Raw genomic sequence first — 24206 nt, forward strand, 5'->3', positions numbered from 1 at the left:
GGGTGAGATTATGGTTAAGAGAGATTTTGTAAAACACATTGTATTGTTATTATTGTTACTAACGGGAATCATTGGTTTACGTGTTTGGTTTTTTGAGCCAGTAACAATTACCAAAGATGAATCAAATACTTATTTACATGAAAATGATTCCATTATTGCATTTAAAAATGCAACGATTGAACATGGAGATTTCATTTTGTATTCGGTTGATGGTCACGAGTATGTCAGCAGAGTCATTGCGATGACTAATGAGAGAGTCACTTATATGGATGATGTATTATATCGAAATGATGTCGTAGTGGATGAAACTTATTTGGATGCTCCTCAATTTCAAGAATATTATACGGAGGATTTAACGGTGGCTACCATCACAGATGGAAAGCTTCAAGTAATTCCAAGGGATTATTTTTTGGTTTTGAATGATAATCGCACAAATAAAGATGATAGTAGGACTTTTGGTTTGATTCCTAAAAAAAATGTGATTGGTCGATTAACATTTAGAATTAGTCCGCTTTCAGATTTTGGTTTTATAAAAACAGGATTAGTAAATGGAAACTAGTCCTTTTTTACTTACATAAAGAAAAGGGCTATACCAATTTTTGTGTTGACAATCCAAAATGCTTATTGTATACTGTTTTTACTGGTTTATCGGCCTGAAATAGGACTATACCAATTTTATTAATAATGAAAGAAAATGTTAGTTAACATCTTAGGTAAATAATATGTGTGGAATCGTTGGGGTTGTAGGAAATACAAACGCAACTGATATTTTGATTCAAGGACTGGAAAAATTAGAATACCGTGGTTATGATTCAGCAGGTATTTTTATCACAGGTGGTGAGCAAGCTCATCTTGTGAAAGCTGTTGGTCGCATTGCAGAATTGTCTGCAAAAGTTGGCGATAAGACTGAAGGGACAACAGGGATCGGTCATACTCGCTGGGCGACTCATGGGAAACCAACTGAGAATAACGCTCATCCTCATACATCTCAAACTGCTGGACATATCCTTGTTCACAACGGTGTGATTGAAAACTATGCAGAAATCAAGGAAGAGTATCTTGCAGGACATGACTTGAAAGGGCAGACTGATACAGAGATTGCTGTCCACTTGATTGGTCAATTTGCAGAAGAAGGTTTGTCAACTCTAGAAGCCTTCAAAAAAGCATTGAAGATTATTCAAGGTTCATATGCCTTTGCCTTGATTGATGCTACGGATGCAGATACTATCTATGTTGCCAAAAATAAATCTCCACTTTTGATTGGATTGGGCGATGGCTATAACATGGTTTGCTCAGATGCCATGGCTATGATTCGTGAGACAAGTGAATATATGGAAATTCACGATAAGGAATTGGTTATCGTGAAAAAAGATAGTGTTGAAGTCATGGACTATGATGGCAATGCGATTGAACGTGGTAGTTATACAGCTGAGCTCGATTTGTCAGATATTGGTAAGGGAACTTATCCATACTACATGCTCAAGGAAATCGACGAGCAACCAACTGTTATGCGTAAATTGATTAGCGCATATACTAATGAAGCTGGTCAGGTAACGGTTGATGCGGATATTATCAAGGCAGTACAAGAAGCTGACCGTATCTATATCTTGGCTGCTGGAACTTCCTATCACGCAGGATTTGCCTCAAAAGACTTCTTGGAAAAATTGACAGATACACCAGTAGAACTGGGAATTTCATCAGAGTGGGGCTACAATATGCCGCTTTTGAGTAAAAAGCCGCTCTTTGTCATGATTAGCCAGTCAGGTGAAACTGCTGATAGCCGTCAGGTATTGGTTAAAGCTAATGAAATGGGCATTCCAAGTTTGACTGTGACCAACGTTCCTGGTTCTACCCTATCACGTGAGGCAACTTACACCATGTTGCTCCATGCAGGACCAGAAATTGCGGTAGCTTCTACAAAAGCCTACACTGCACAGATTGCGACTTTGGCAATCTTGGCTAAGGCTGTTGGTGATGCAAATGGCAATGCCTACGCGAAAGAATTTGACTTGGTGCATGAATTGTCCATCGTAGCTCAATCTATCGAGGCCAGCTTGTCAGAAAAAGATGTGATTGCTGAAAAAGTTGAAAAACTCTTATCAACCACTCGCAACGCATTCTATATCGGTCGTGGTAGTGACTACTACGTTTCTATGGAAGCCAGCTTGAAATTGAAAGAAATTTCATACATCCAATGTGAAGGCTTTGCGGCAGGTGAATTGAAACACGGTACCATTTCATTGATTGAAGACGGTGTTCCTGTCTTGGCCTTGATTTCAAATCATCCACACCTTGCAAGCCATACTCGAGGCAATATTCAGGAAGTAGTGGCGCGTGGTGCCAAAGTCTTGACAATAGTAGATGAAGCAGTAGCTAAGGAAGAAGATGACATCACTGTTACAACTGTTCATCCATTCTTGTCAGCGATTGCTATGGTCGTTCCAACACAGTTGATTGCTTACTATGCAACATTACAACGCGGTTTGGATGTTGATAAACCACGTAATTTGGCGAAATCAGTAACAGTTGAATAATTTGTAGAGGAGGTTTGGTGAATCCAAATCTTCTTTTTGCAAAAATATTGCAATAATATACAATCCGATGGAGAATTTATTAAAAATTCTTTGAAATAAAGGATATTTTTTGATATACTAGAACCTACTAATTCTTTTAGGAGAACTCTATGGATTATGTTTTGGAAGTCCTACCCAGCCTATTGAGTGGGGCGGTTGTCTCCTTGCAGGTATTTTTTTTCGTATTAATTTTATCCCTGCCTTTAGGAGCAGTTTTTGCGTTTTTGATGCAGATTCGATTTAAACCCTTGCAGTGGTTGTTGCATATCTATGTACTAATTATGCGTGGAACACCGTTGCTGTTACAATTAATCTTTGTTTACTACGTTTTACCAAGTGTGGGTATTACTTTTGATCGAATGCCAGCGGTTATTCTTGCTTTCACCCTAAATTATGCGGCTTATTTCTCAGAAATTTTCCGAGGGGGGATTGAAGCCATCCCTGCCGGCCAATACGAAGCTGCTAAAGTATTAAAATTTACACCCGTTCAGACGATTCGATATATCGTTTTACCACAGGTAGTAAAAATAGTACTACCTAGTGTTTTCAATGAAGTAATGACATTAGTGAAGGACACTTCATTGGTTTATGCTCTTGGGGTGAGCGATCTCTTGCTAGCTAGTCGAACGGCTGCCAACCGAGATGCAAGCCTAGCACCAATGTTTATTGCAGGGGCCATCTACCTTTTGATGATTGGAGTTGTGACACTCGTTTCTAAACAGGTAGAAAAGAAATTTGACTACTATAGATAGGAGGAAGCCATGTTAGAATTACGTAATCTTACAAAACGTTTTGGTAACAAACAGATTTTCTCCAACTATGATTTAGTTATTCCTGAGGGGAAAATTGTAGCTATTGTTGGTCAATCAGGTGGTGGTAAAACGACCTTATTGAGGATGTTGGCAGGATTGGAAACCATTGATTCAGGAACATTGATTTACAATGGTCAGACTTTACCGCTTGAAGAATTAGAGAAGCGACATTTGCTGGGCTTTGTCTTTCAAGATTTCCAGCTTTTTCCACACTTATCCGTTTTGGAAAATTTGATTCTTTCTCCAATAAAGACACAGAACATGTCTCGTTCAGATGCGGAAGACAAGGCCCGTAAACTATTGGATACTCTTGGGTTAGCCAACCATGCGACTGCTTATCCATTTTCCTTATCGGGTGGACAAAAGCAACGAGTGGCCCTAGCCCGTGCTATGATGATTGATCCTGAGATTATTGGTTATGATGAACCAACTTCAGCCTTGGACCCCGAATTGAGAAAAGAAGTTGAAAAATTGATTCTTGAAAATCGGGCGACAGGTATAACGCAAATCGTAGTGACTCACGATATGCAGTTTGCTGAAAATATCGCAGATGAAATCATCAAAATTGAACCAAAACATTGAGGTAATTAATATGATGAATATGAAAAAGATTGTTTTAGGAGCAGTTGCTCTCGTATCGAGTTTCGCTTTAGTAGCATGTGGGTCTAGCGACTCAGCAACCAAATCAGATAACTGGTCTACCTACGAATCTGAAAAATCTATTACGATTGGGTTTGATAAAACCTTCGTTCCTATGGGATTTGAACAAACAGATGGTTCTTACACAGGTTTTGATATTGATTTAGCAAATGCTGTGTTTGAAAAATATGGAATATCTGTTGAATGGCAGCCAATTGACTGGGACTTGAAGGAAACGGAATTAACGAATGGCAATATCGATTTAATTTGGAATGGGTATTCAATTACGGATGAACGGAAAGATAAAGTTCTTTTTACCAATCCTTACATGGACAACCAACAAGTTCTTGTCACCAAAAAATCTTCCAATATCAGTCAGGTAACTGATATGAAAGACAAGGTGCTGGGCGCGCAAGCCGGTTCTTCAGGATATTCAGTGTTTGAAGGCCAGCCTGCTATCCTAAAAGATATTGTGCAAAATAATGATGCAAGCCAATATGCAACATTCAATGAAGCCTTGATTGACTTGAAAAATGATCGTATTGATGGTCTCTTGATTGACCGAGTATATGCTAATTACTACTTGCAACAAGAGGGAATCATTGATGACTATCATATCATTGATGCTGGATTTGAAAATGAAGCATTCGCTGTCGGAGCTCGTCAGTCAGATACGACACTTGTAGAAAATATCAATAAAACATTTACTGAATTGTACAAAGAAGGTAAGTTCCAGGAAATATCTCAAAAATGGTTTGGTGAGGATGTTGCAACCGATGCAGTAAAAAACTAATAATATAAGAAAAAGAGCCACGTGCTCTTTTTTGGTGCAAAAGAAAAGCCAGTCGTTCGACTAGGCTTGTTTCTTTGATATTTGGTGGAAAATGACAGTCCAATTTTCATGACGACGCCAGAGGGATGTATGGACAAAATCGCCAATTTCAAATGTAACTAGTTTAGACTTTTGACTAATAGAAATCATCTGATAGTTGGAAAGATAGGTTGTTTGAACAGGGTGACTTTCAAGCATTTGAGTTTTATCTTGATACCGACCTTTGGCATCGATGAGAAGGTAGTTCTCATCAATTAAAGTCTCATATCCAGTAGCATGTGCTTGTATCTCTGTTTCAAATCGGAAGAGTTTATCATAAATGTGTTCATACATCTCATCGTGTGGAATTTCAGATGGTTCTACGTGTATATCTACATCAAAAACACCATGTTTGAGTGTTAGGAGTTGCTCAACCTGCTCAGTCACTTCATGACTTTCATAAACGGATAAGTCTGGATTCATTTCTAAAACAACATCAAGATAGATATTGGCTCCATAAGTCCGACCACGTTGTGATTTGACAGAAACGATTTTTGGGAGTTTGAGAATATCTTCCTCGTACTTTTTCAATAAATTTTCATCAAATCCATCAGACAGGGTAAAGAAGCTTTCCATAAAAATATCGTAGGCTGTTTTTAGGATAAAGAAGGTAATGATGATGGCTGCAATTTTATCGACAATAGGGAAGTTGAAAGCCGCAGCAAAGATTGCGATAGAAGTTCCTATGGAAGTGACTGCATCGGATAGATTATCCTTGGCAGCTGCTTCTAAGGCCTTGGAACGTACTTTTTTTGCCAAGCGGTTATTATATAAATAAACAGCTAACATAACTAGTGCAGAAAAGATTCCGACAATGGCCCCCATAATGTCTACTTCGATAGAAGAATTGCTGATTAGTTTTTGGAGGGTATCATAGAGTACTTGGAAACCAACGATAAACATGATGAAGGATGTAATCAAGCTTGCTAAATCTTCCATTTTCCAGTGTCCAAATTTATGATCGGTATCAGCTGGTTTCTGTGCCATTTTTAGTCCAATAAGTACAGCGATATTACCGATAATATCAGAAATATTATTGAAGGCATCTGCTCGTAAGGCATCTGAATGAAAGAGCTGTCCTGCAACGAGTTTGATACCTGATAAGATAATATAGGCACCGATAGATAGCAAGGCACCACGTTCAGCAAGTTTTAAATTGGTTACGTTTTGGTTCATAGCATCTCCTTTGATAAGTTTTCATTTTAACAAAAAGGCCCCTTATTTTCAAGGGGTTAGGCTGTTTTTTTGCCTGTTCGAAGAACCTTATAAAGGCGTAATAATATTGTTCCGCTGGCCATACCGATGGGAATGACTAAGGCTAAAGTTAAGACGGTAGTGATATTGGTTAGGGCTTGAGCGTGGTCACCAGAAACGAAATAAGTCGTGGTCATGTAGGCTCGATAGCCTGGAACAAGCGGTGCTAGGATAGCAAGTGAAAAAATAACAGATGGTGTTTTAAGTAAAATACTCATGATTTGACTAATGCAAGATCCGATAATTGCTGCAAGGAAGGTTGCAATCAGTACATTAGTTGGTCCTAATAATGAAAGATAGATGAGCCAGACTAGCATGCCTAGGAGTCCACCAGGGACCAGCATTTTTCTTTGAACATTGAGAACAATTAAGAAGGCTGCGATAGCGATATAAGAGGCGAGTGCCTGTAATAAGAAGTTAACTAGTGTCATAGATTACCTCACAAGCATAAAGGCCACAGTTGTACCTGCACCGAGCGATAAGATAATAAGCGCTGTTTGGAAAAATTTAGTCATCCCTGTATTGATATGATTGGTCATAAGGTCTCTTACAGCATTTGTAAAAGCAATCCCTGGTACAAAAGGCATGACTGCCCCTGCGTTAATTAAGTTGGGATTAATGGGGAGAGTAGTGGTTGTGCTTAATAAGTAAGAGGTAAGTGAGAAGATAAAGGCGCCAACGAAGGTGGTAACAAAATCAATTCCAACGTAGCGCTCGACAATCAGTGAGATAGGGAAAGCCAAAGCCGTTGCGAGGACAGCACCTGCTGCATCTAAAAGAGAACCTCCGAACATAATGGTAAAAAATGGTGCGGCTACTACGGCAGCTAAGGTTATTTGGATATTGTTATAAGGTGGCTTTTGTTGTTTGATTGCATTTAATTGGCTCCAAGCGTCTTCTAGGCTGATTTCTTCATTGGCTAGGGAACGGGAGATTTGGTTGACGTCACAAACTTTCTGCATGTCGTAATTTGAATTTACGATGCGTTTCATACGCGAAATATTCGTATGGTCGATGGAGAAAAAGATAGCAGCAGGGATGGCAAGGACATTGGCCTGTTCAATTCCTTGTGAATGTGCAATCCGAATCATGGTATCTTCAACTCGGTGAATTTCTGCACCGCTTTGTGCCAAAATCGCACCAGCGAGCATGAGCACGTCTATGACCAAGTTTAGTCTAGGAGTGTTTTCCATAAGTAAGTCCCATCCCTCTGCTAGTTATTTTCTTAATTATAACAAAATATAGGTGTAGGCAACATATTTTTTTAATAGATAGGCAAAATAGTTGAAAATTGTTCGGATTGTAGTATAATTGACTTATCAACGATTGATTAATCAATCAAAAGAGGTAGATAATGCAAGAAATGGAAGATTTGTTATACAGATTGAAAGTGGCAGATGAGACGATTTCCAATCTTTTTGAAAAGCAGTTGGGAATCAGTTTGACACGCTATTCAATATTGCAAACATTATTAAAAGATGCACCCCTGCATCAGTTGGCTTTGCAGGAGAGGCTTCAGATAGACCGCGCAGCGGTTACGCGTCATCTCAAATTGTTGGAGGAGAGCGGCTATATCATTCGCAAGCGAAATCCTGACAATCAGAGAGAAGTACTTGTCTGGCCAACTGAGCAGGCTAGGGAAGCGCTAATCGCCCACCACCAAGCTATCAAAACTTCGATGAATCAGATTCTAACTGTTGAGGAGAGCGAGCAATTCCTAGCCACTCTTGATAAACTGTTGATTGGCTTGCAAAATTTACCTATATAATTTTTGAGAGGAGACATTATGTCTATTTTTACCACTATTCTAGCTAGTATCGTAGCTATTGAGCACCTATATATCATGTACTTGGAAACCTTTGCGACCCACTCAGACTCTACTAGTCGCGTATTCAATATGGAGAAGGAAGAATTACAACGTAAGTCTGTGACTGCCTTGTTCAAGAATCAAGGAATTTATAATGGCTTGTTGGCGGTTTTCTTGTTCTACGGTATTTTTACTGGTAATTTAGAAATTACAAGCATTTTTGTTCTATATGTTATTGCTGCAGCAGCTTATGGTGCTATTACAGCAAGTCCAAAAATCATCTTAACCCAAGGTGGACCAGCTATCTTGGCCTTGATTTCTATTTTGTTGTTTAAATAAGTTAAAAAGCCTTCCGTGAGGAGGGCTTTTAGCGATTACCGAATGCTCAATTCACCATCTAGTGTAGAGATATAGAGGTAATTAGTGGCTTGGGGATTGGAATAGGTTGGAAGGTCAATTCCCAGATTATTTTGACTGGCATCTATATGGATGTCAGTTTTTGTTTTGGGATGAAGAGAAATGTCAATGGAACCATTGTAATTACTGATGTTATGTCTTCCTTCTAGTCTTAGGTTTTCTGCTTTAAAATCCCCATCCTCAACAGTTAGAATACTCCCGAAAGTATCTGTGATGTCCGCTGGACTTATTAATGTGGACTGCTTGATTGTAACTTCTCCATTGATGTGTAATAGCCTACTAAGGCTGATGTGACTGTTTTCAATCAAGATGTCCCCATCTTCTGCAGTGAGTTCAAGATTTTGAATCGTCACTTTATCCAAATAAAGGTCTCCTTGAAGGGTGCCTGAAAGTGTTTCGATTGTGCTATTTTTAGGGACCTGTAAGACAGGTTGGTAGTAGGCAACATTCTGGTCATTGACAAGATTTAAGATAGGTTCGAGTAAACCATCATAAGTAACGATGCCTTGATAGGCACTAGAAATGGTTAATTTTCCATCTTGGACTTGGTGGCTGAGGAGGTCGATGTCTTTATGCTGATTTCGATAGTAGTGGAGGTGGAATTGGTTGTCAGGCGATGGCATGATAGACAGTCGTTCATTGACTTCAATAGCTCTAATGTCGCTAAAGCTTAGAGTTTGAGGCTGGTAGTAGTTTTCTGAAACTGTTTTCAGATTTTTCCATCCCCCACCTAGGTAGCCGATGAGGGTGAGAATGGTTCCAAGTGTGAGCAGGACAAGATTAATTCTCGTAAATGGTTTAAGCTTTCTCATGATAATCTCCTTTGCGAATTGTTCTTTGTATCCAGTGTAAAATAAGCAAGAAGGATTTGCTACTCCAATCAAGCGTGAGCTTGCTGCCGAGAAGTGAGAGTGCAAAACAGATGAGGGCTAGTCCTGTGAAGAGAAGCGAGGAAGACCAGGAGAGTGAGAAAAGGTCGAATGCGAGGAGTAGCTGGGCGATACCTAGGCTTAGGAGTACTATCCAAAGTGAGATGAGGATTAGAATAGCACTGAGTATGAGCAGGATTAGGGTAATGAAGAGGGCGACTAAGGTAATTGCTAGGGGAATGCCGATAGGAGCTGCGAGGATGGATAAGATTATGAGCCAAACCATGTTACGTGTGTTTGGTTTTTTCTCGGATTTTTCCTTGTTATATAAGTGTGCGAGAATATCCCGTGCAGCCTCTTTGGGAGTACCCAGTTCTTGGATAATGGCCTGTTCATTTTCAGGTCCGGCTTCATCAAAATGTTCATTGAAATAGTCAAGCGTATCTTGAAAGTCTTCTTTAGGTAGATGTTTCAGCTGCTTTTCAAGTTTCTGCAAATATTCCTTCCGATTCATAGTCATCTCCTTTATCCAAAGCTAACTTGACAGTCTTCACATTGGATGACCAACTGTGCGGGACTATTAGCTTGTTTGTAGCTAAGATGAGTGGTATCATCATCTTTTATCATTGTAAATGTCATATCCTTTGGCAGTTTTAGGCTGGAATCTTCTTCTGTGATGTCTAAGTTAATATCCTTAATTGGTCCAAATGATAAGACAGAATCTTGAGCATGGCAACTAAAGGTGTTGTTTAAGTTAAATTCTTTATGATTCCAGACACAATCTTCTAATTCTGCGCGTGCTGTGGACAGGTTGACACTTGTTAGATGAACTACCGCATCATTCGCTCTACATGTAAACTCGTCGAATTGACTATCCGTGAGAGTGAGACTGGTATCTTCTAGTTGAACTGATGTGGCAGGACTTTGAACCTTGGTCAATGTTAGATTGCTATCTTCCGAATTTATTTCGAGCAGTTTTTCCAATTGCATATCTACAATTGTTAAGCTACTGTCGATTAGTTTCAGATGAACAGTTCTCAGAGGGAATAGACTTTTTGGGATTTTGAGAATAGCAGAGCTAATTTGATTATTAGAAAAGTTTAGATTATCTGGTATTGGCTTGCTGCTGATATATAAATGATCATTGACAAGTTGGTATTCAAATGATTGGTAGCTGTCAACTAAGGAAGTTGGATATGAGAATAAGACAACCTCATCATCCCAAGCCTGTACAGTCAGGCTATTGTCCTCTAAGTAAATATGAATCTCTTTACAATTTGGAAGTTTCTCAACCTTAGTTTTCAAGCTGTTCTGTTTACTAGTTTGATTGGATGAAAATCTGAAATTTTTGAAGAATTCATCCCAGTCAAACTGAAAATCAAAATCGAAATCAAAATCAAAATTGAACGGGTTTGTGCTGTCTGAAGAAGACTGGTCGTGAGGATCTTGTAGGGCATCCTCTGGTAAATTGGCAATGATTTCTTTGGCAACTTCCTCAGGTGAACCTAATTCTTGAATGGCAACTTGGTCATCAGCTTTTTCATCAAAAAATTCGTTAAAATAGTCTAATGCTTCTTGCTTTGCAGTTGGGTGAAGTTGTGCAAGTGCTTGTTCCAATTGTTCAAAATAATCGTTGCGGGTCATTTTCGTAGGCTCCCTTCTATAATTCCATCTATATTTGTTTTGTAGGCATCCCATTCTGCCTGGAGGAAGGGGATATGATCTCGACCATTCGGGGTAATGGTGTAATATTTTCGTTTTCTCCCCTGAAATTCTTGAGTATAGGTTGTTACAAATCCTGCTTTCTCCAGTTTTTTCAGAATGGGGTAAAGTGTCGACTCTTTAATATCAGCGACTATCTTGATGGTCTGACTAATTTCATATCCATATGAATCTTGTTTTTCAACAATAGATAGAATCAGAAATTCAATCAAGATAGAGGATACAGGGTAGTACATAAAATCACCTCTATGATCTTGTTTTAGTTGCTTAGTTTTCCTTTTATTACAAAGAAAATCTTAGCAGTTCGTATTGTACACTTCAACCCTGATTTATACGGCTGAAGCGAACAGATTTTGCTTCATTTTCAACCTCCAACTAACTACCAGATAGTTGGAGTATGTTGTAAAAGTAAACTAAAAGACTACATATAAAATTTTTATATATAAATTATATACCTATCATTTCCTAAAATCAAGTATTTATATAAAATTTTTATATATAATCAGAATGAACTTCTCTATGCTATACTATATCCATGAAAGAACTTGAATTATTAACTCGCGCTTTTAGTTTTATTTGCGTAATTGGTCTAGGTTACATTTTAAAAATCCAGGGAATAGTCCGAAGAGAAGATGCCACTATTTTTTCCACTCTGGTCATGAATGTAACTTTGCCAGCCTCCTTATTCATCGCCTCCTCAACAGCACAAGTATCGTTCAGTCTCTATCTCCCATTCCTTTTAGGAATTCTGTGTAATCTTCTTTTGAATCTAGTAGGATACTGGGAGGCTAAACATTCTGGACATCAAGCGTCAGTCGGGCTCATGCAATTATCTGGATACAATATAGGTACTTTCACACTACCTTTTGTTCAAGCCTTCTTTCCAGCGAGCAGTTTGCTAAGTGTCATCGTCTTTGATGCAGGAAATGCAATTATGGTTTTAGGAGGAAATTACAGTATTGCAACTGGAATTGATGTAGAAAAAGAAGGGATGTCTGTTACATCATTTTTAAAAAACATTTCGCACTCAATTCCGCTGATGGTATACTTAGTCAGTCTTTTGCTTGCTAGTTTATCCATACAACTTCCACAAGAAATCCTCTCTACTTTGACGATTGCTAGCAATGCCAATCCATTTTTAGCGATGCTGATGTTGGGAATCCTCCTTGATTTAAAACTGAATTGGAAGGAAATTGGTCGATTGTCCTACCTCTTGTTTCTGCGACTAGGGGCCAATATCTTGATGGGGGCCCTCATCTATTTTCTACTCCCAATTGAGCAGTCTATGAAAATGATGCTTCTGGTGTGCTTAGCATCTCCAATTTCGGTCATGTCACCAATTTATGCATTAAAATTAGGAAGCCGTTCTGCGGAACCTGCGAATGTCAATTCCCTATCTATACTTGTTAGCCTTGCTGTGATGGTACTTCTTATTTTTCTATTCGTATAAAAAAGCCTTCGCTTGTGCGAGGGCTTAAAATCTGTCTCATACTCAATGAAAATCAAAAGTAGCCTGGTTTCAGCTATCTGGGAGATCTTGAAATCTGGAAATTGAGAGAACTGTGTTTGCGTCATTAAGCTAAAGATATAGCTCTGTTACTATCTCATTTCAAAGTTTAGTCATTTGAATTAGCTTTGATACATCGTCACTATCGGCTTGTCGTACTCTACGATAGTGACTTGTTTCGAAAGTCTTATTTCCAATATATTAATCAATAAAGAATTCCTGCGGGCCTTGGTAACGACTTCCGTCATTGAAGGCTAGGTAGAGGTTGAAGATTGGTGTAAAGAAAACATACAAGACAGCTTGTAGGGCTGATAGTCCAAAACTACGGCCAAAAGAGTAAACCAGATAGATGCCGTATAGAGGTCCTACTAGTGGAATCAGTAAAAGGAGGATGAACCATCTTTTTTCATAGCCAAATGTGATACATTGTTGGGTATAGAGATTGTAAAATGGAATCAATGATTTCCAACCTGCATAGCCTGCTTTTTTAAAAAGAAGGTAGTTTGAAATAGCAACCAGGATATACCAAATAAGTGAGAAAAGAAGTGCTGTTCCCCAAATACCGATAAGAATACCTTGTAGTAATGTTTCGTTTGTCATAATAATTCTCCATTTCTATTTGATAATTCTATTATATTAGTATTAGTTCAATAATACAATATATTTTTGCATTTTTTTATTTATTTTTTTAACATTATAAAAAATCGGCTATCATTTGATAACCGATTTAAATCTTATTTAGCAGTAACAATTCCAAGGATGACATCTACAGCTTGTTCCATGGTTTCAAGACTAACGAATTCGAAGCGACCGTGCATGTTTTCACCACCTGCGAAGATATTTGGTGTTGGAATGCCCATGAAAGAAATCTTAGACCCATCTGTTCCCCCGCGAACAGGTTCAATGAGAGGTTTGATACCAAGATTTTCCATAACTTCTTTGGCAATGTTGATTGGAGTCATGTCTTTTTCGATGATTTTCTTCATATTGTAGTACTGATCATGCAAGTGGACAATGACACGTGGAGTGTCAAAGTTGGCATTCATTTTCTCAGCAATGTCCAGCATGAGTTCTTTTCGTGCCTGAAAATCTTTTTCCTCAAAGTCACGGATGATGTAGCTAGTCGAAGCGGTATCAACACTACCTTCCATGTTCATCAAGTGGAAGAAGCCTTGATACCCTTCCGTTTTTTCAGGGCGGTCTTCTTCAGGAAGAGCATTGTGGAAGTCGATAGCTAGTTGGAAAGCGTTGATCATTTGATCTTTGGCTGAACCTGGGTGCACATTGCGTCCAAGAAAATCAACTTTAGCAGCTGCAGCTGAGAAGGTCTCGTACTGGAGCTCGCCTAGCGGTCCACCGTCCATCGTATAGGCAAAGTCTACATCAAAATCTTCCACATCAAACTTGTCTGCACCGACACCGATTTCTTCGTCAGGACCAAAGCCGACACGGATTTCACAGTGTTTGATGTCAGGGTTCTGCACCAAGTACTCAATTGCCGTCATGATTTCTGCAATGCCTGACTTGTCATCAGATCCTAGCAAGGTAGTACCATCTGTGGTAATCAGGGTTTGACCCTGGTAGTTGGTAAGTTGTGGGAAGTCTTTTGGATGCAATTCATAGCCAGATGTGCCCAAGGCAATAGGATTTCCGTCGTAGTTTTCGATGATTTGTGGGTTGACACCTTCTGCGTTGAAATCAGCCGTATCCATGTGTGCAATAAAACCAATCTTGCGTGTCAAACTTGGATCATTGGCAGGCAGTGTTCCTACCGCAAAACCATTTGGTAGATAGTGGACATTCTGTAAACCAATGCGTTCCATTTCAGGCAAGAGAATGTTTTGTGCAAACTCAACTTGATTATAGGTAGAAGGTGTAGTTGTTGAGCTTTCATCAGAGCGTGTATTTTCTTTGACATAAACTAAAAAACGGTCTAAAAGTGTAGGGTATTTCATGTTGTCTCCTTATTTGTTCAAAATATGTTTTTCAATGGCTTTTGCAACACCATTGTTTTCATTGGTATCTGTAATGTCTTGGGCAATAGCCTTGACTTGTTCATTGGCGTTGCCCATGGCGATTCCCAGACCTGCAAATGCTATCATTTCAAGGTCGTTGTTGGCGTCACCTATGGCCATAATTTCCTCAGGAAGAATACCGAGTCGGTCCGCTAGCTTTTTCAAACCAGAAGCTTTGCTTGCTCCGTTTGGTAGAATTTCCAAGAGATAGTCCTGTGAACGAACGGTGGAATAGCGTTGGCTGAGCACAGTGTTATATTGATTTTCAAATGCATCAATGGCATTTTTTTCACCGACGAACATGGCTTCGAAGAAACGATGTTTACCTGATGTAGCCTCTGTAAGATCAATTGGTAATGGTGTCATACCAACTAATCCAGCATCTAAGGACACGGTCGCATTTGCTTGTTCTGCTAATACAAAGTATTCCTCTTCATCAAAAAGGGAGATTTGGACAGCATCATTAGTTGTGAAGGTACTGAGATATTCAACGTCTGAAATAGCTAATTCCTCCCAGTCAACTAGGGCCCAATTTTTTGTAGAATGTGTCGAACAACCATTATTGACAATGATATATTCTTCTTCCGTATCAAACCCTAGTTGTTTGACAAAGGGTTTGACGCCAACTAAAGGACGTCCTGTGCATAAAACCACTGTGACACCAGCTTTAACAGCTTTATGAATAGCGTCAATCTCTGCTTGTTTCAACTCTTTTTTCTCATTTAAAAGCGTTCCGTCCATATCAAGGGCGATGAGTTTTATCATAATATCCTCCTTGTTTTCAATAAGACTAGTATAGCACAAATTAATAATAGAAAGTAATCTAGAGGGGTATGGGATTGGGGATAAACCGCTTCTTCAGTTTTGATTTGATTCACGGAGTCTTATTTTGTAAAAAGTCTATAAGGTTTTTGATAAAATTTTTATCATTAACTAGTGATTCATGGTATAATTAATGTATCGAAAGTAATAAATTGTTTTGGAGGGAAGTAAATGTCGAAAAGCATAAAAGATAGGCTGATTTTTGCAGGTTTAATGTCATTAATGATGTCATCAGTGATGACTGCCTGGAACTTATGGTGGGCAGATCGGTTAAGCTTCCAGATATTTGTACCTGCCTATTTGACAGCGGTTCTCGTCTCATTTATTGTTGTACAAATTGTTAATCCACTGGTGTCTATATGGACAGTTTATTTACAAACCAAGATTTCAAATGTGAAACAAATGAACTTTCTAATTAGCGGTTTTCGTTCCATTCTTATGGGGCTTGCAATGGGGTTATTTGGTCTATACATGAGCAAGCTACCCTTTCAAATACCTTTGTATCTTACTCGTTTTTCTAGAAATATCATTATCTCATTTCCACTAAGTTATTTTCTAGTCCGTCCTTTAGCTGGAAAAATTGTCGTAAGATTTCATCATAATATAAATAATTAGTTGAATTTTTCAACATGATAAAATTTGAAAAGCTGACTTTTGAAAATTGAAATTGTTACATATGTTTGGATAATTAATAGGAATAGTTAATAAAATAATATATGGGGATGTAGGTGCCTTCATGACATTACTATGTTGCTCGAATATTTGTGTTCTATTAAAGAACAAAACTGTTGATAATTCAATGATGAAATTTTTGTTTCGATTTATTACAGAATCCATGTTTTGTAAGGATTAAAAAAATATAGATAATGGAAACATCGGTTATTGGCCGGTGTTTTTTGGTATAATAAGAAAATAGAAGAGGAGTCACGTATGAAGATTAATGTCCAGAAAGAATTAGATACCTATTTACTAACTATCTCTTATATTGTTCCAGCTGGTTTGGCTGAAACGTGGAATCTGTTGGCGACCGATTCTGGATTTGCACGCTGGTTTCCACAGTTGAGAGTTGAGGGCGATAAGCTGGTTTTTGAAATGGAAGGATTCCGTGAAGTGATGGTTCTTCTTGACTATCGATAAAACCAGAAAATTGCCTACACGTGGGATTCAGCAACAGTTTCATTTACACTGTCCCAGCTAGAAAATCAGACCTTGATTACTTTTGAGGAACGAATTCCAGAAGATTTTGGTAATGAATTTACGAACGCTCAAAAAGACATGACTGGTTGGCTCGTTCAGAACGAATGCATCCAGGCGCTCTTACATCTAGAGGACTTACCTGAGCGCAAAAACTTACAGGAGAAGTGGACATTGTTTTTAGAAGAACAATTGAAAGATTACTGATTAGAGGAGAAAAAGATGACTCATAATATTACCTGCCCCCATTGTGGGACGGCCTTTCAGGTCAATGAAACAGAATATAGTCAGCTTTTAGCCCAGGTGCGTGGTGCGGAGTTTGATAAGGAAATCCATGAACGATTGGAGCGGGAACGGGAATTATTAAGCCAGAAGGCTGAAAATGATTTGCAGGCTAGATTGAGTGATAAGGATAAGGAGATTCTGGAACTGACCGCAAAACTGGATACATTTGCTAGTCAGACGGAACTCGAACTCAGCTCTGCCATTTCTAAAAAAGACCAAGAAATCCAAGAACTTAAGGCTCAGTTGGGGCAAATCGGTCTTGCCAAGGACTTGGAGTTGCAGCAGGCGATAGCTCAGGTGGAGAAGGAGCGGGATGCGGCGCAAAATGCTTTGGTTTTGCAGGAACAAAAGCAAGAGTTAGCCCTGGCGACCACTCGTCAGGAGTACGAAGTACGGCTCAAGGCGGCGGATGAGCAGGTGGAATTTTACAAAAATTTCAAGGCCCAGCAGTCTACTAAGGCAATTGGAGAGAGCTTGGAGCAATTTGCTGAGGCGGAGTTTAACAAGGTTCGTTCCTATGCTTTTCCACGTGCCAAATTTGCGAAGGACAACGAAGTATCAGCGTCCGGTTCAAAAGGAGATTTCATCTTCCGTGATTTTGACGAGTCGGGCTTGGAATTTATTTCCATCATGTTCGAAATGAAAAACGAGGCAGATACGACCAAGACCAAGCATAAAAACGCTGATTTCTTTAAGGAGTTGGATAAGGACCGTCGGGAGAAAAAGTGCGAATATGCTGTATTAGTCAGCATGCTAGAGGCGGACAATGACTATTACAATACAGGGATTGTGGATGTTAGTCATGAATATGAGAAGATGTATGTTATTCGACCACAGTTCTTTATCCAATTAATCGGAATTTTACGAAATGCTGCGCTCAATAGTCTGCAATATCAGCAGGAGTTAGCCTTGGTTAAGGAGCAGAATATCGATATTACTCATTTTGAAGAAGATTTGGAAATTTTCAAGAATGCTTTTGCCAAAAACTATCAATCGGCCAGCAACAATTTCCAAAAAGCTATTGATGAAATCGACAAGGCAATCAAGCGAATGGAAGCTGTCAAAGCAGCCCTGACCACCAGCGAAAACCAGCTTCGCCTAGCCAATAATAAACTAGATGACGTCTCCGTCAAAAAACTAACCCGCAATAACCCAACCATGAAAGCTAAGTTTGAGGCCTTGGAGGGGGAAGATTAGCATCAACATTCTAGTTTAGGTCAACAACAAATAGAAAGGAACTTTGTATGAATTTGTTCGAAGGTTTAGAACTCATTGCAGATAGTAATATAGAGAAGTTTGCAATTCCTGGAGTATGGGCATTGTTTGGTAAAAGAAAACTCACATCTTCTGAAAATGATTCCATGTCTATAGATGATCGATATTATTGTTTGCAGGTTGCCGCAACTAAGAATATAAAAGATGAGATACTGAAGGATAAGGAGTTACTTAAAACGCAAATTTGTACAGATCCCGTCATTAAAAACTATGTTAATCAATTTAAGGAGAAATTGTTTGAGTATCCGGAGTATCCTTCTGCTAGAGAGTATCTTTATTCTGAGATAAGCCAGTGCTTTTCAAAAGACGATTTTGTATTTCTTTTAATTTGCCAAGAAGATAATGCAGATGTTAGAAAGAAAATCGAAAAAGTATTTGCACACAAAACAAAGACTATCTATTGGAGAAACGGTGGCTCTTTCAAAGATGGAGATTTTATCAATTTTACTAATAGGCAACCACTTTCAGTTGACATTGAAGATATCATGAACGACTTAGTGGAAAGTCAGCAAGAGAAGATTAAGATGATTTCAGAACGATACAATAAACAATTTAATAGTATTTCAACGGAGAAGGTAAAATGAACACCATCGACCTAAATCTGCCTGTGGCAGAGATTATCAACCAGCACCCAGAAGTCAAGGAGATTCTGGTGGAGCTTGGTTTCAAGCCCTTGGCTAATCCAGCCATGTTGAACACGGTTGGCAAAGTGACCAGCCTTAAGAATGGATCCAAGATGACCAAGATTCCGTTAGACCGTATTCAGCAGGTCTTGGAATGCAACGGCTACGAGGTAATAGGAGGAGAAGCATGACAGACCAACGGATTGACATTCTGAAGAATATTCTCTTGGACCTGCATAATGGTGCCAGCCCAGAGTCTGTTCAGGACCAGTTTAATCAGCATTTTACAGGAGTTTCTGCCCTAGAAATTTCCATGATGGAGCATGAACTCATGTCCAGCGACACAGGTATCACTTTTGAAGACGTCATGGGGCTCTGTAATATTCATGCCAACCTTTTCAAAGGAGCGATTACAGATGTGGAAGTGGCGGATATTGACCAGGAGGGTCATCCTGTCTATGTCTTTAAGCAGGAAAACCTTGCACTGCGGGCGGCTCTCTTACGCATCCGCCGGATCCTAGACCAATACGAGCAGACAGAAGATGCGGAACTGCAAGACCAGCTCCAGCAAGGCTTGACACGCCAGTTTGGGCTCCTTGGTCAGTTTGAAAACCACTATACCCGCAAGGAAAAGGTCTTCTTTCCGATTATGGAACGCTACGGTCACGATGCACCACCTAAGGTCATGTGGGGCGTGGACGACGAGATTCGCGACCTCTTTAAGGCGGCTCGCAAAACACTTGAAGGAGGCGACATAGCTGCGACACATGCTCACTTTGAAAACTTCGCCAAGGAGTTCGAGGAGATGATTTTCAAGGAAGAAGCCATACTTCTCATGATTCTATTGGAGACATTCACTCAGGATGATTGGCTTCAAGTGGCAGCGGACAGCGACGCCTACGGTTACGCCATTGTCAAGCCGACAGCCAAGTGGGTGCCTCATCGGGAGGATTTTGGAGAAATAGCAGAGCAGACAGCAGACAGTCTTGCTCCACAACCAGCTGGGTCAAACCAGCAGATAATTGATACGCCTGAAGGTCAGTTTACCATTACCTTCACACCGAAGAAGAAATCAGAATCTGTTCAAGATAGGACCAGTCCGCAGACCTTTGGCAATGGGTATTTGTCTGTTGAACAGGCCAATCTTATTCTCAATCATTTACCGCTAGAACTCACCTTTGTCAACAAGGATGATATTTTCCAATATTATAATGACAGCCATCCTGTTGAAGATATGATTTTCAAACGTACTCCGAGCCAGATTGGACGCCATGTGGAGCTCTGCCATCCACCCAAAATCTTAGACAAGGTCAAGAAGATTTTTGAATTGCTCCGCACAGGGCAAAAAGACCAGGTTACCATGTGGTTCAAGTCCGAAAGTATGGGCAAGTTTGTCTATGTGGTCTATAAGGCCGTGCATGATGACCAGGGAGAGTTTCAAGGCGTCTTGGAATACGTCCAAGATATCCAACCATTTTTTGAAATTGACAGCGATTTTCATCGGGATATTTAATCCAACCGGACCGCCCACAAGAGCGGTCCTTTGTGTTATAATGAAAACATGATTTCAGGAATTATTAATTTAAAAAAAGAGGCGGGGATGACCTCGCATGATGCAGTATTTCAACTCCGGAAGATTCTGCAGGAGAAAAAGATTGGACACGGGGGGACGCTAGATCCAGATGTGACTGGCGTCCTGCCCATTGCAGTCGGAAAGGCTACTCGCATGATTGAGTTCATGCAGGAAGAAGGTAAAATCTACGAGGGGGAGATTACCATTGGTTACTCTACCACGACAGAGGATGCTTCTGGTGAGATTGTTGAGCAGACACCGGTTTTGGACATAGCAGAGCAGGCAGTTGATGAGGCTATGGCTAGTTTTGTCGGTACTATTACCCAGATTCCGCCTATGTACTCTGCTGTCAAGGTCAAGGGCCGTAAACTTTACGAATACGCACGGGCGGGCGAAGAAGTTGAGCGTCCTCAACGCCAAATTGAGATTTACAGTTTTGAACGGACTAGCCCGATTGAACTAGCAGATGACTGTGCTCGGTTCACCTTCCGCGTTCGTTGTGGAAAGGGCACCTATGTCCGTACTCTTTCTGTTGACTTAGGGGCTAAGCTAGGCTACGCTAGCCACATGTCCAAGTTGGAACGAACTGGTTCTGCTGGAATGGATCTAGCGGACGCCTTGACTTTGGAAGAAATTTCTTCGCTGGTAGCTGAAAATGATTTTTCATTTCTCCAACCTATTGAACGTGGTATCGGGGATTTACCTGTTGTAGAATTGAAGGTAGAGCAGATGAAAGATGCTATATTTGGTCGATTTGTAGAATTGAATGCAGAAGCGGAGCGTTTAGCAGGCTTTCATGATGGTCAGTTGATTGCTATTTTTGAAAAACGCGACCAGCTGTATAAACCAAGCAAAGTTTTGGTCTAAGAAATTTCTCGATAACTGTGATAAAATAAAAGACATGAATATAAGAACAATTAATGATTTTAACGAATTGCAAAATGAAGAACCAACTGTTTTGGTACTTGGCTATTTTGACGGAATTCACCTGGGGCATAAAGCCCTTTTTGAACGTGCACGAAAGGTGGCAGATGAGCGAGGGCTGACGGTAACTGTTTTGACTTTTCCAGAATCGCCTCGGTTGGCCTTTTCGCGTTTTACGCCAGAATTATTGCTACATTTAACAAGTCAGGAACAGCGCTATCTCTTATTGGAGAAATATGGTGTGGATCAACTGGTAATGACGCCATTTACTAGTGAATTTGCTAATAATACTCCTGCAGAATTTATTGAGCGGTATGTGAAAAGGTTAAATGCTCAAGTCTTGGTTGCTGGTTTTGATTATCATTTTGGAAATTGCAGAGCAGATGTTCAGGACTTGATGGAACTGTTTGATGGTCAGGTAGAAATTGTAAGTGAAGTGAGCTTGAGCGGAGAAAAAGTTTCTTCAACTCGTATTCGTCAAGCTATCCAGGCAGGGGATGTCTCTCTAGCTAATCAACTTTTAGGATATCCATTTATGACGGAGGGAATTGTTGTTCATGGAGATGCCAGAGGGCGCACCATCGGCTATCCAACTGCAAATCTAGCTCCTTTTGACCGTGTCCATTTACCATCTGAGGGAGTCTACGTCGCAGATGTTGAAGTAGATGGGAAACGCTATCGAGCCATGACAAGCGTTGGGAAAAATGTTACTTTTGATGGAACAGAGATGCGGATAGAAGCCCATATTTTTGGGTTTGACCGCTTTATCTACGGAGAAAAAATAACTATTTTTTGGCTTGAAAAAATTCGAGATATGGTCAAGTTTGATGGAATTGAGAGCTTAATGGAGCAGATGAAGTCCGATGAAAGCTACGCCTTGCATTGGACAAGTAAGTAAACCTATAGATTTCAAAGAACTTGCCAATACATTTGTGTTAACAGTCATTAAATTTTATGAAAAATTAATATAATCCCTTTGGTTCCCTATTGAAAAAAACAACAAAATAAGATATAATCTCGAGTTTATCAGTTAAAAAATGAAAAAAGCTCCCTAAACGCTGTCAAATCAACGTTTAGGGAGCTTTTTTGAGTCATAAATTGTGTTGTGTATGCAGTTTTTCCCTAACTTTTGAATATCTTCATGTCTGACAGTTCCACGATCCCAAGTGATTCCTAATAAATGAAGTAACTCACTTGCTTCATGGTTCTGCTTGACTCTATATATCCCTTGTCCCATATCTGCAGCTAACATACTGTTTAAGCCCTCTATCATTCGAGCAGGACTCATTTTCTTATCGGTAATGTAATACAATAAGCGTATCATCACTAAACTGATAAAGCAGGTTAGGAAATGGCCTTCAATATGTTCATTTTTTCGTACATAAACAGGTCTCGTTTCAAACTCTGTTTTTGTAATTCGGAAACAATTCTCAATCGCAGATAATTCTTGATAGGCCTCTAATATGGCATCATCTTCCATCTCAATCTCACTGGTCACAAGGACATGAACCCCATCAAATTGAGCATCAAATTCGACCTGTTCTTGGTCAATTCGGATAAGTGGCGAAAATGGTTTAACCTCTCCGGTTTCCTTATCCAAATAGCTCAACTCAAGGTATTTCTTTCCACCCTTCTTGCTCGTTTGTCGAAACAATTCCGCATCAGTTAGCTTATTGGCATAGTCAAGAGCCCCTTCACGTCGAATCCGTTCTCTATCTTCATATTTCTTTGACCAGGTCAGTAGTACTTTTTCTTTAACGGTTGGAGAATCCTTCTTGGTCCCAAGTTTTCTCTCTCGAATGTAAGACTTTTTAGCGAAAGTGATATCTTGATTAAACTGCCAACCAGATTCTTCCAATATTTTTTCTTGAATATCCTTCGGAGCACCTCGTTTCCCACGGTGCTTTTGCGAGAAGATCCAGCCGTCATTGTTCTTTATAGTGGCATTCAGGTTATTTGTGCTGTTCATCGCTTTGTCTGCGACCACTACCAACCGTTCAATCCCAAACTGTTTCTTTACTTGCTCAATTGCTGGAATATAAGTGATAGGGTCTGTAAGGTTTCCTCGAAATAGTTTATAAGCGATAGGAATACCGTTCATATCCATGAATAATCCCATTTGGATAATGGGGTCTTTCCTATATTCTTTACTAGCTCCTCTTCGACGAAGCCCCTCGACAAGAAGGTCTCCATTTTCATCACGGATATCTTCATCAGGAACATCAATTTCAAAAAAATAGTTGGTAACATCATAAAACACTAAGGTTCCAGTTCGATTCGTTAATTGGCTAACTTCTTGATGTAAGTGCTGTTGAATTTCTGATTGAAAGGTATTTAAGATATCTAGTGACCGATAAACTGAATTATATGGAACATTCCAATCTCCGAATAGGGAAGCTTGGTGGTAGAAAGTTTTATATTTACTTCCCGGATTAAGAATTCGTTGAAAAATCAGTAGTTTAACTGTTTCATCTAAGTCCATCGTCATTTTTGACGGCTTATTCTTTTTAAAGAATTGATGTAACTTAAGTGTAGTATAAAGATCTTCTAAAATCTTCCAACCAATGTTTTCGTCAGGTTTGTTCATTGGATCTTTCAAAGAAAGTTTTATCAGAAATTCCTCAGACTTAGCTTGTGAGTTTTCCTTTGCTTCACGTTTTAATCGCTCAAGAATGCCTGGTTCTTTCGCTTCCAATTCGTCCAACAAACCATATTTATAAAGAATCCGTTGTTTTGACTTTCCGTTCTCACGATATCCTTCAACAAGATAAACATGTTTACGGCCTTCTCTGTTTTTTGTAATTCGAATAAATGCCATAAATATATTATAACATACACCGCCGTTCACAACAACAAAAATATCAATAAAATGTTAAAAAAATACCGCTGTTATCGCAAAAACAGCGGTTGTGAAATGAATTAACTGATAAACTCGAGAACTTGCCAATACATTTGTGTTAACAGTCATTAAATTTTATGAAAAATTAATATAATCCCTTTGGTTCCCTATTGAAAAAAACAACA

The 24206-nt window shown here is 39.4% G+C and carries 28 protein-coding genes; 17 read left to right on the plus strand and 11 right to left on the minus strand.

Annotated elements, in window-relative coordinates; translation table 11 throughout:
• Positions 1-10 precede the first annotated feature (10 nt).
• The 5 genes from lepB (at position 11) to L6410_RS03915 (ending at position 4817) form a co-directional block, all read left to right on the plus strand.
• Positions 11-559 carry a signal peptidase I gene (gene lepB, locus L6410_RS03895; protein WP_237396198.1) on the plus strand — a complete coding sequence of 183 codons (549 nt, stop codon included), beginning with the start codon at positions 11-13 and terminating at the stop codon, positions 557-559.
• 163 nt (positions 560-722) lie between these two features.
• Positions 723-2534 (plus strand): glutamine--fructose-6-phosphate transaminase (isomerizing), encoded by a 1812-nt coding sequence (gene glmS, locus L6410_RS03900; protein WP_237396200.1) that lies wholly within the window; start codon positions 723-725, stop codon positions 2532-2534.
• Positions 2535-2683: 149 nt separating this feature from the next.
• Positions 2684-3325: an amino acid ABC transporter permease gene (locus L6410_RS03905; protein WP_024392702.1), complete on the plus strand. Its 642-nt coding sequence runs from the start codon at positions 2684-2686 to the stop codon at positions 3323-3325.
• Positions 3326-3334: 9 nt separating this feature from the next.
• Positions 3335-3967, plus strand: coding sequence for an amino acid ABC transporter ATP-binding protein (locus tag L6410_RS03910; RefSeq protein ID WP_024396247.1), 633 nt, complete (start codon positions 3335-3337; stop codon positions 3965-3967).
• A gap of 13 nt (positions 3968-3980) precedes the next feature.
• A complete protein-coding gene (locus L6410_RS03915) occupies positions 3981-4817 on the plus strand; it encodes an amino acid ABC transporter substrate-binding protein (protein ID WP_237396679.1) in 837 nt (278 codons plus the stop codon).
• 60 nt (positions 4818-4877) lie between these two features.
• Here the strand turns inward: L6410_RS03915 and L6410_RS03920 are convergent, their stop codons facing one another.
• The 3 genes from L6410_RS03920 to L6410_RS03930 are packed head-to-tail and all read right to left on the minus strand — an operon-like array spanning position 4878 to position 7342.
• Positions 4878-6071 carry a cation diffusion facilitator family transporter gene (locus L6410_RS03920; RefSeq protein WP_237396208.1) on the minus strand — a complete coding sequence of 398 codons (1194 nt, stop codon included), beginning with the start codon at positions 6069-6071 and terminating at the stop codon, positions 4878-4880.
• Positions 6072-6127: 56 nt separating this feature from the next.
• Complete coding sequence (locus L6410_RS03925) at positions 6128-6580, minus strand: threonine/serine exporter family protein (protein ID WP_074391097.1); 453 nt, start codon at positions 6578-6580, stop codon at positions 6128-6130.
• 3 nt (positions 6581-6583) lie between these two features.
• Positions 6584-7342 (minus strand): threonine/serine exporter family protein, encoded by a 759-nt coding sequence (locus tag L6410_RS03930; RefSeq protein WP_202105951.1) that lies wholly within the window; start codon positions 7340-7342, stop codon positions 6584-6586.
• Between the two features lie 161 nt (positions 7343-7503).
• Here L6410_RS03930 and L6410_RS03935 point away from each other — a divergent pair, with 161 nt between their 5' ends.
• Both L6410_RS03935 and L6410_RS03940 read left to right on the plus strand, forming a co-directional pair.
• Positions 7504-7917 carry a MarR family winged helix-turn-helix transcriptional regulator gene (locus L6410_RS03935; protein WP_044692590.1) on the plus strand — a complete coding sequence of 138 codons (414 nt, stop codon included), beginning with the start codon at positions 7504-7506 and terminating at the stop codon, positions 7915-7917.
• A gap of 18 nt (positions 7918-7935) precedes the next feature.
• Positions 7936-8295 (plus strand): DUF1304 domain-containing protein, encoded by a 360-nt coding sequence (locus tag L6410_RS03940; protein WP_014637833.1) that lies wholly within the window; start codon positions 7936-7938, stop codon positions 8293-8295.
• 35 nt (positions 8296-8330) lie between these two features.
• On the opposite strand, the gene L6410_RS03945 is transcribed toward L6410_RS03940, so the two are convergent.
• The 4 genes from L6410_RS03945 to L6410_RS03960 are packed head-to-tail and all read right to left on the minus strand — an operon-like array spanning position 8331 to position 11200.
• The gene (locus L6410_RS03945) at positions 8331-9185 is read right to left on the minus strand and encodes a DUF4097 family beta strand repeat-containing protein (RefSeq protein WP_237396210.1); all 855 of its coding nucleotides are present in this window, start codon (positions 9183-9185) and stop codon (positions 8331-8333) included.
• A complete protein-coding gene (locus tag L6410_RS03950; protein WP_237396213.1) occupies positions 9172-9756 on the minus strand; it encodes a DUF1700 domain-containing protein in 585 nt (194 codons plus the stop codon). Before L6410_RS03950 ends, L6410_RS03945 begins: the two co-directional genes overlap by 14 nt.
• Positions 9757-9767: 11 nt before the next feature.
• Positions 9768-10886: a DUF1700 domain-containing protein gene (locus L6410_RS03955; RefSeq protein WP_237396215.1), complete on the minus strand. Its 1119-nt coding sequence runs from the start codon at positions 10884-10886 to the stop codon at positions 9768-9770.
• Positions 10883-11200 carry a PadR family transcriptional regulator gene (locus L6410_RS03960; RefSeq protein WP_172006200.1) on the minus strand — a complete coding sequence of 106 codons (318 nt, stop codon included), beginning with the start codon at positions 11198-11200 and terminating at the stop codon, positions 10883-10885. Before L6410_RS03960 ends, L6410_RS03955 begins: the two co-directional genes overlap by 4 nt.
• A 299-nt stretch (positions 11201-11499) precedes the next feature.
• Between L6410_RS03960 and L6410_RS03965 the strand changes: the two genes are divergently transcribed.
• The gene (locus tag L6410_RS03965; RefSeq protein WP_237396216.1) at positions 11500-12414 is read left to right on the plus strand and encodes an AEC family transporter; all 915 of its coding nucleotides are present in this window, start codon (positions 11500-11502) and stop codon (positions 12412-12414) included.
• 258 nt (positions 12415-12672) lie between these two features.
• Here L6410_RS03965 and L6410_RS03970 read toward each other — a convergent pair whose 3' ends face one another.
• The 3 genes from L6410_RS03970 to L6410_RS03980 all read right to left on the minus strand — a co-directional run bounded on the left by L6410_RS03970 (position 12673) and on the right by L6410_RS03980 (position 15251).
• The gene (locus L6410_RS03970) at positions 12673-13071 is read right to left on the minus strand and encodes a DUF5684 domain-containing protein (RefSeq protein ID WP_172024554.1); all 399 of its coding nucleotides are present in this window, start codon (positions 13069-13071) and stop codon (positions 12673-12675) included.
• A 134-nt stretch (positions 13072-13205) separates the two neighbouring features.
• Entirely contained in the window at positions 13206-14426 is a 1221-nt protein-coding gene (pepT, locus tag L6410_RS03975) for a peptidase T (protein WP_172089919.1), read from the minus strand.
• Positions 14427-14435: 9 nt separating this feature from the next.
• Entirely contained in the window at positions 14436-15251 is an 816-nt protein-coding gene (locus L6410_RS03980) for a Cof-type HAD-IIB family hydrolase (protein ID WP_237396223.1), read from the minus strand.
• 228 nt (positions 15252-15479) lie between these two features.
• On the opposite strand from L6410_RS03980, the gene L6410_RS03985 reads away from it, so the two are divergent.
• From L6410_RS03985 to L6410_RS04025, 9 genes are all read left to right on the plus strand, one after another.
• Positions 15480-15923, plus strand: coding sequence for a DUF2798 domain-containing protein (locus tag L6410_RS03985; RefSeq protein ID WP_237396225.1), 444 nt, complete (start codon positions 15480-15482; stop codon positions 15921-15923).
• A 315-nt stretch (positions 15924-16238) separates the two neighbouring features.
• Positions 16239-16445: a hypothetical protein gene (locus L6410_RS03990; protein ID WP_237396232.1), complete on the plus strand. Its 207-nt coding sequence runs from the start codon at positions 16239-16241 to the stop codon at positions 16443-16445.
• A 72-nt stretch (positions 16446-16517) separates the two neighbouring features.
• Positions 16518-16709 (plus strand): hypothetical protein, encoded by a 192-nt coding sequence (locus tag L6410_RS03995; protein ID WP_237396234.1) that lies wholly within the window; start codon positions 16518-16520, stop codon positions 16707-16709.
• Positions 16710-16724: 15 nt separating this feature from the next.
• Entirely contained in the window at positions 16725-17984 is a 1260-nt protein-coding gene (locus L6410_RS04000; RefSeq protein WP_237396236.1) for a DUF2130 domain-containing protein, read from the plus strand.
• A gap of 47 nt (positions 17985-18031) precedes the next feature.
• Positions 18032-18646, plus strand: a complete 615-nt coding sequence (locus tag L6410_RS04005; RefSeq protein ID WP_237396238.1) for a hypothetical protein — start codon at positions 18032-18034, stop codon at positions 18644-18646.
• Positions 18643-18876 (plus strand): DUF1858 domain-containing protein, encoded by a 234-nt coding sequence (locus L6410_RS04010; protein WP_024392721.1) that lies wholly within the window; start codon positions 18643-18645, stop codon positions 18874-18876. Before L6410_RS04005 ends, L6410_RS04010 begins: the two co-directional genes overlap by 4 nt.
• Positions 18873-20198 (plus strand): DUF438 domain-containing protein, encoded by a 1326-nt coding sequence (locus tag L6410_RS04015; RefSeq protein ID WP_172006193.1) that lies wholly within the window; start codon positions 18873-18875, stop codon positions 20196-20198. The genes L6410_RS04010 and L6410_RS04015 overlap by 4 nt, the downstream gene beginning before the upstream one ends.
• 48 nt (positions 20199-20246) lie before the next feature.
• Complete coding sequence (truB, locus tag L6410_RS04020) at positions 20247-21125, plus strand: tRNA pseudouridine(55) synthase TruB (protein WP_336512756.1); 879 nt, start codon at positions 20247-20249, stop codon at positions 21123-21125.
• A gap of 34 nt (positions 21126-21159) precedes the next feature.
• Positions 21160-22080, plus strand: coding sequence for a bifunctional riboflavin kinase/FAD synthetase (locus L6410_RS04025; protein WP_237396240.1), 921 nt, complete (start codon positions 21160-21162; stop codon positions 22078-22080).
• Positions 22081-22248: 168 nt separating this feature from the next.
• Here the strand turns inward: L6410_RS04025 and L6410_RS04030 are convergent, their stop codons facing one another.
• The gene (locus L6410_RS04030) at positions 22249-24000 is read right to left on the minus strand and encodes an IS1634 family transposase (RefSeq protein WP_237395190.1); all 1752 of its coding nucleotides are present in this window, start codon (positions 23998-24000) and stop codon (positions 22249-22251) included.
• Positions 24001-24206 lie beyond the last annotated feature (206 nt).

The organism is Streptococcus parasuis (assembly GCF_021654455.1).
Lineage (GTDB): Bacteria > Bacillota > Bacilli > Lactobacillales > Streptococcaceae > Streptococcus > Streptococcus parasuis.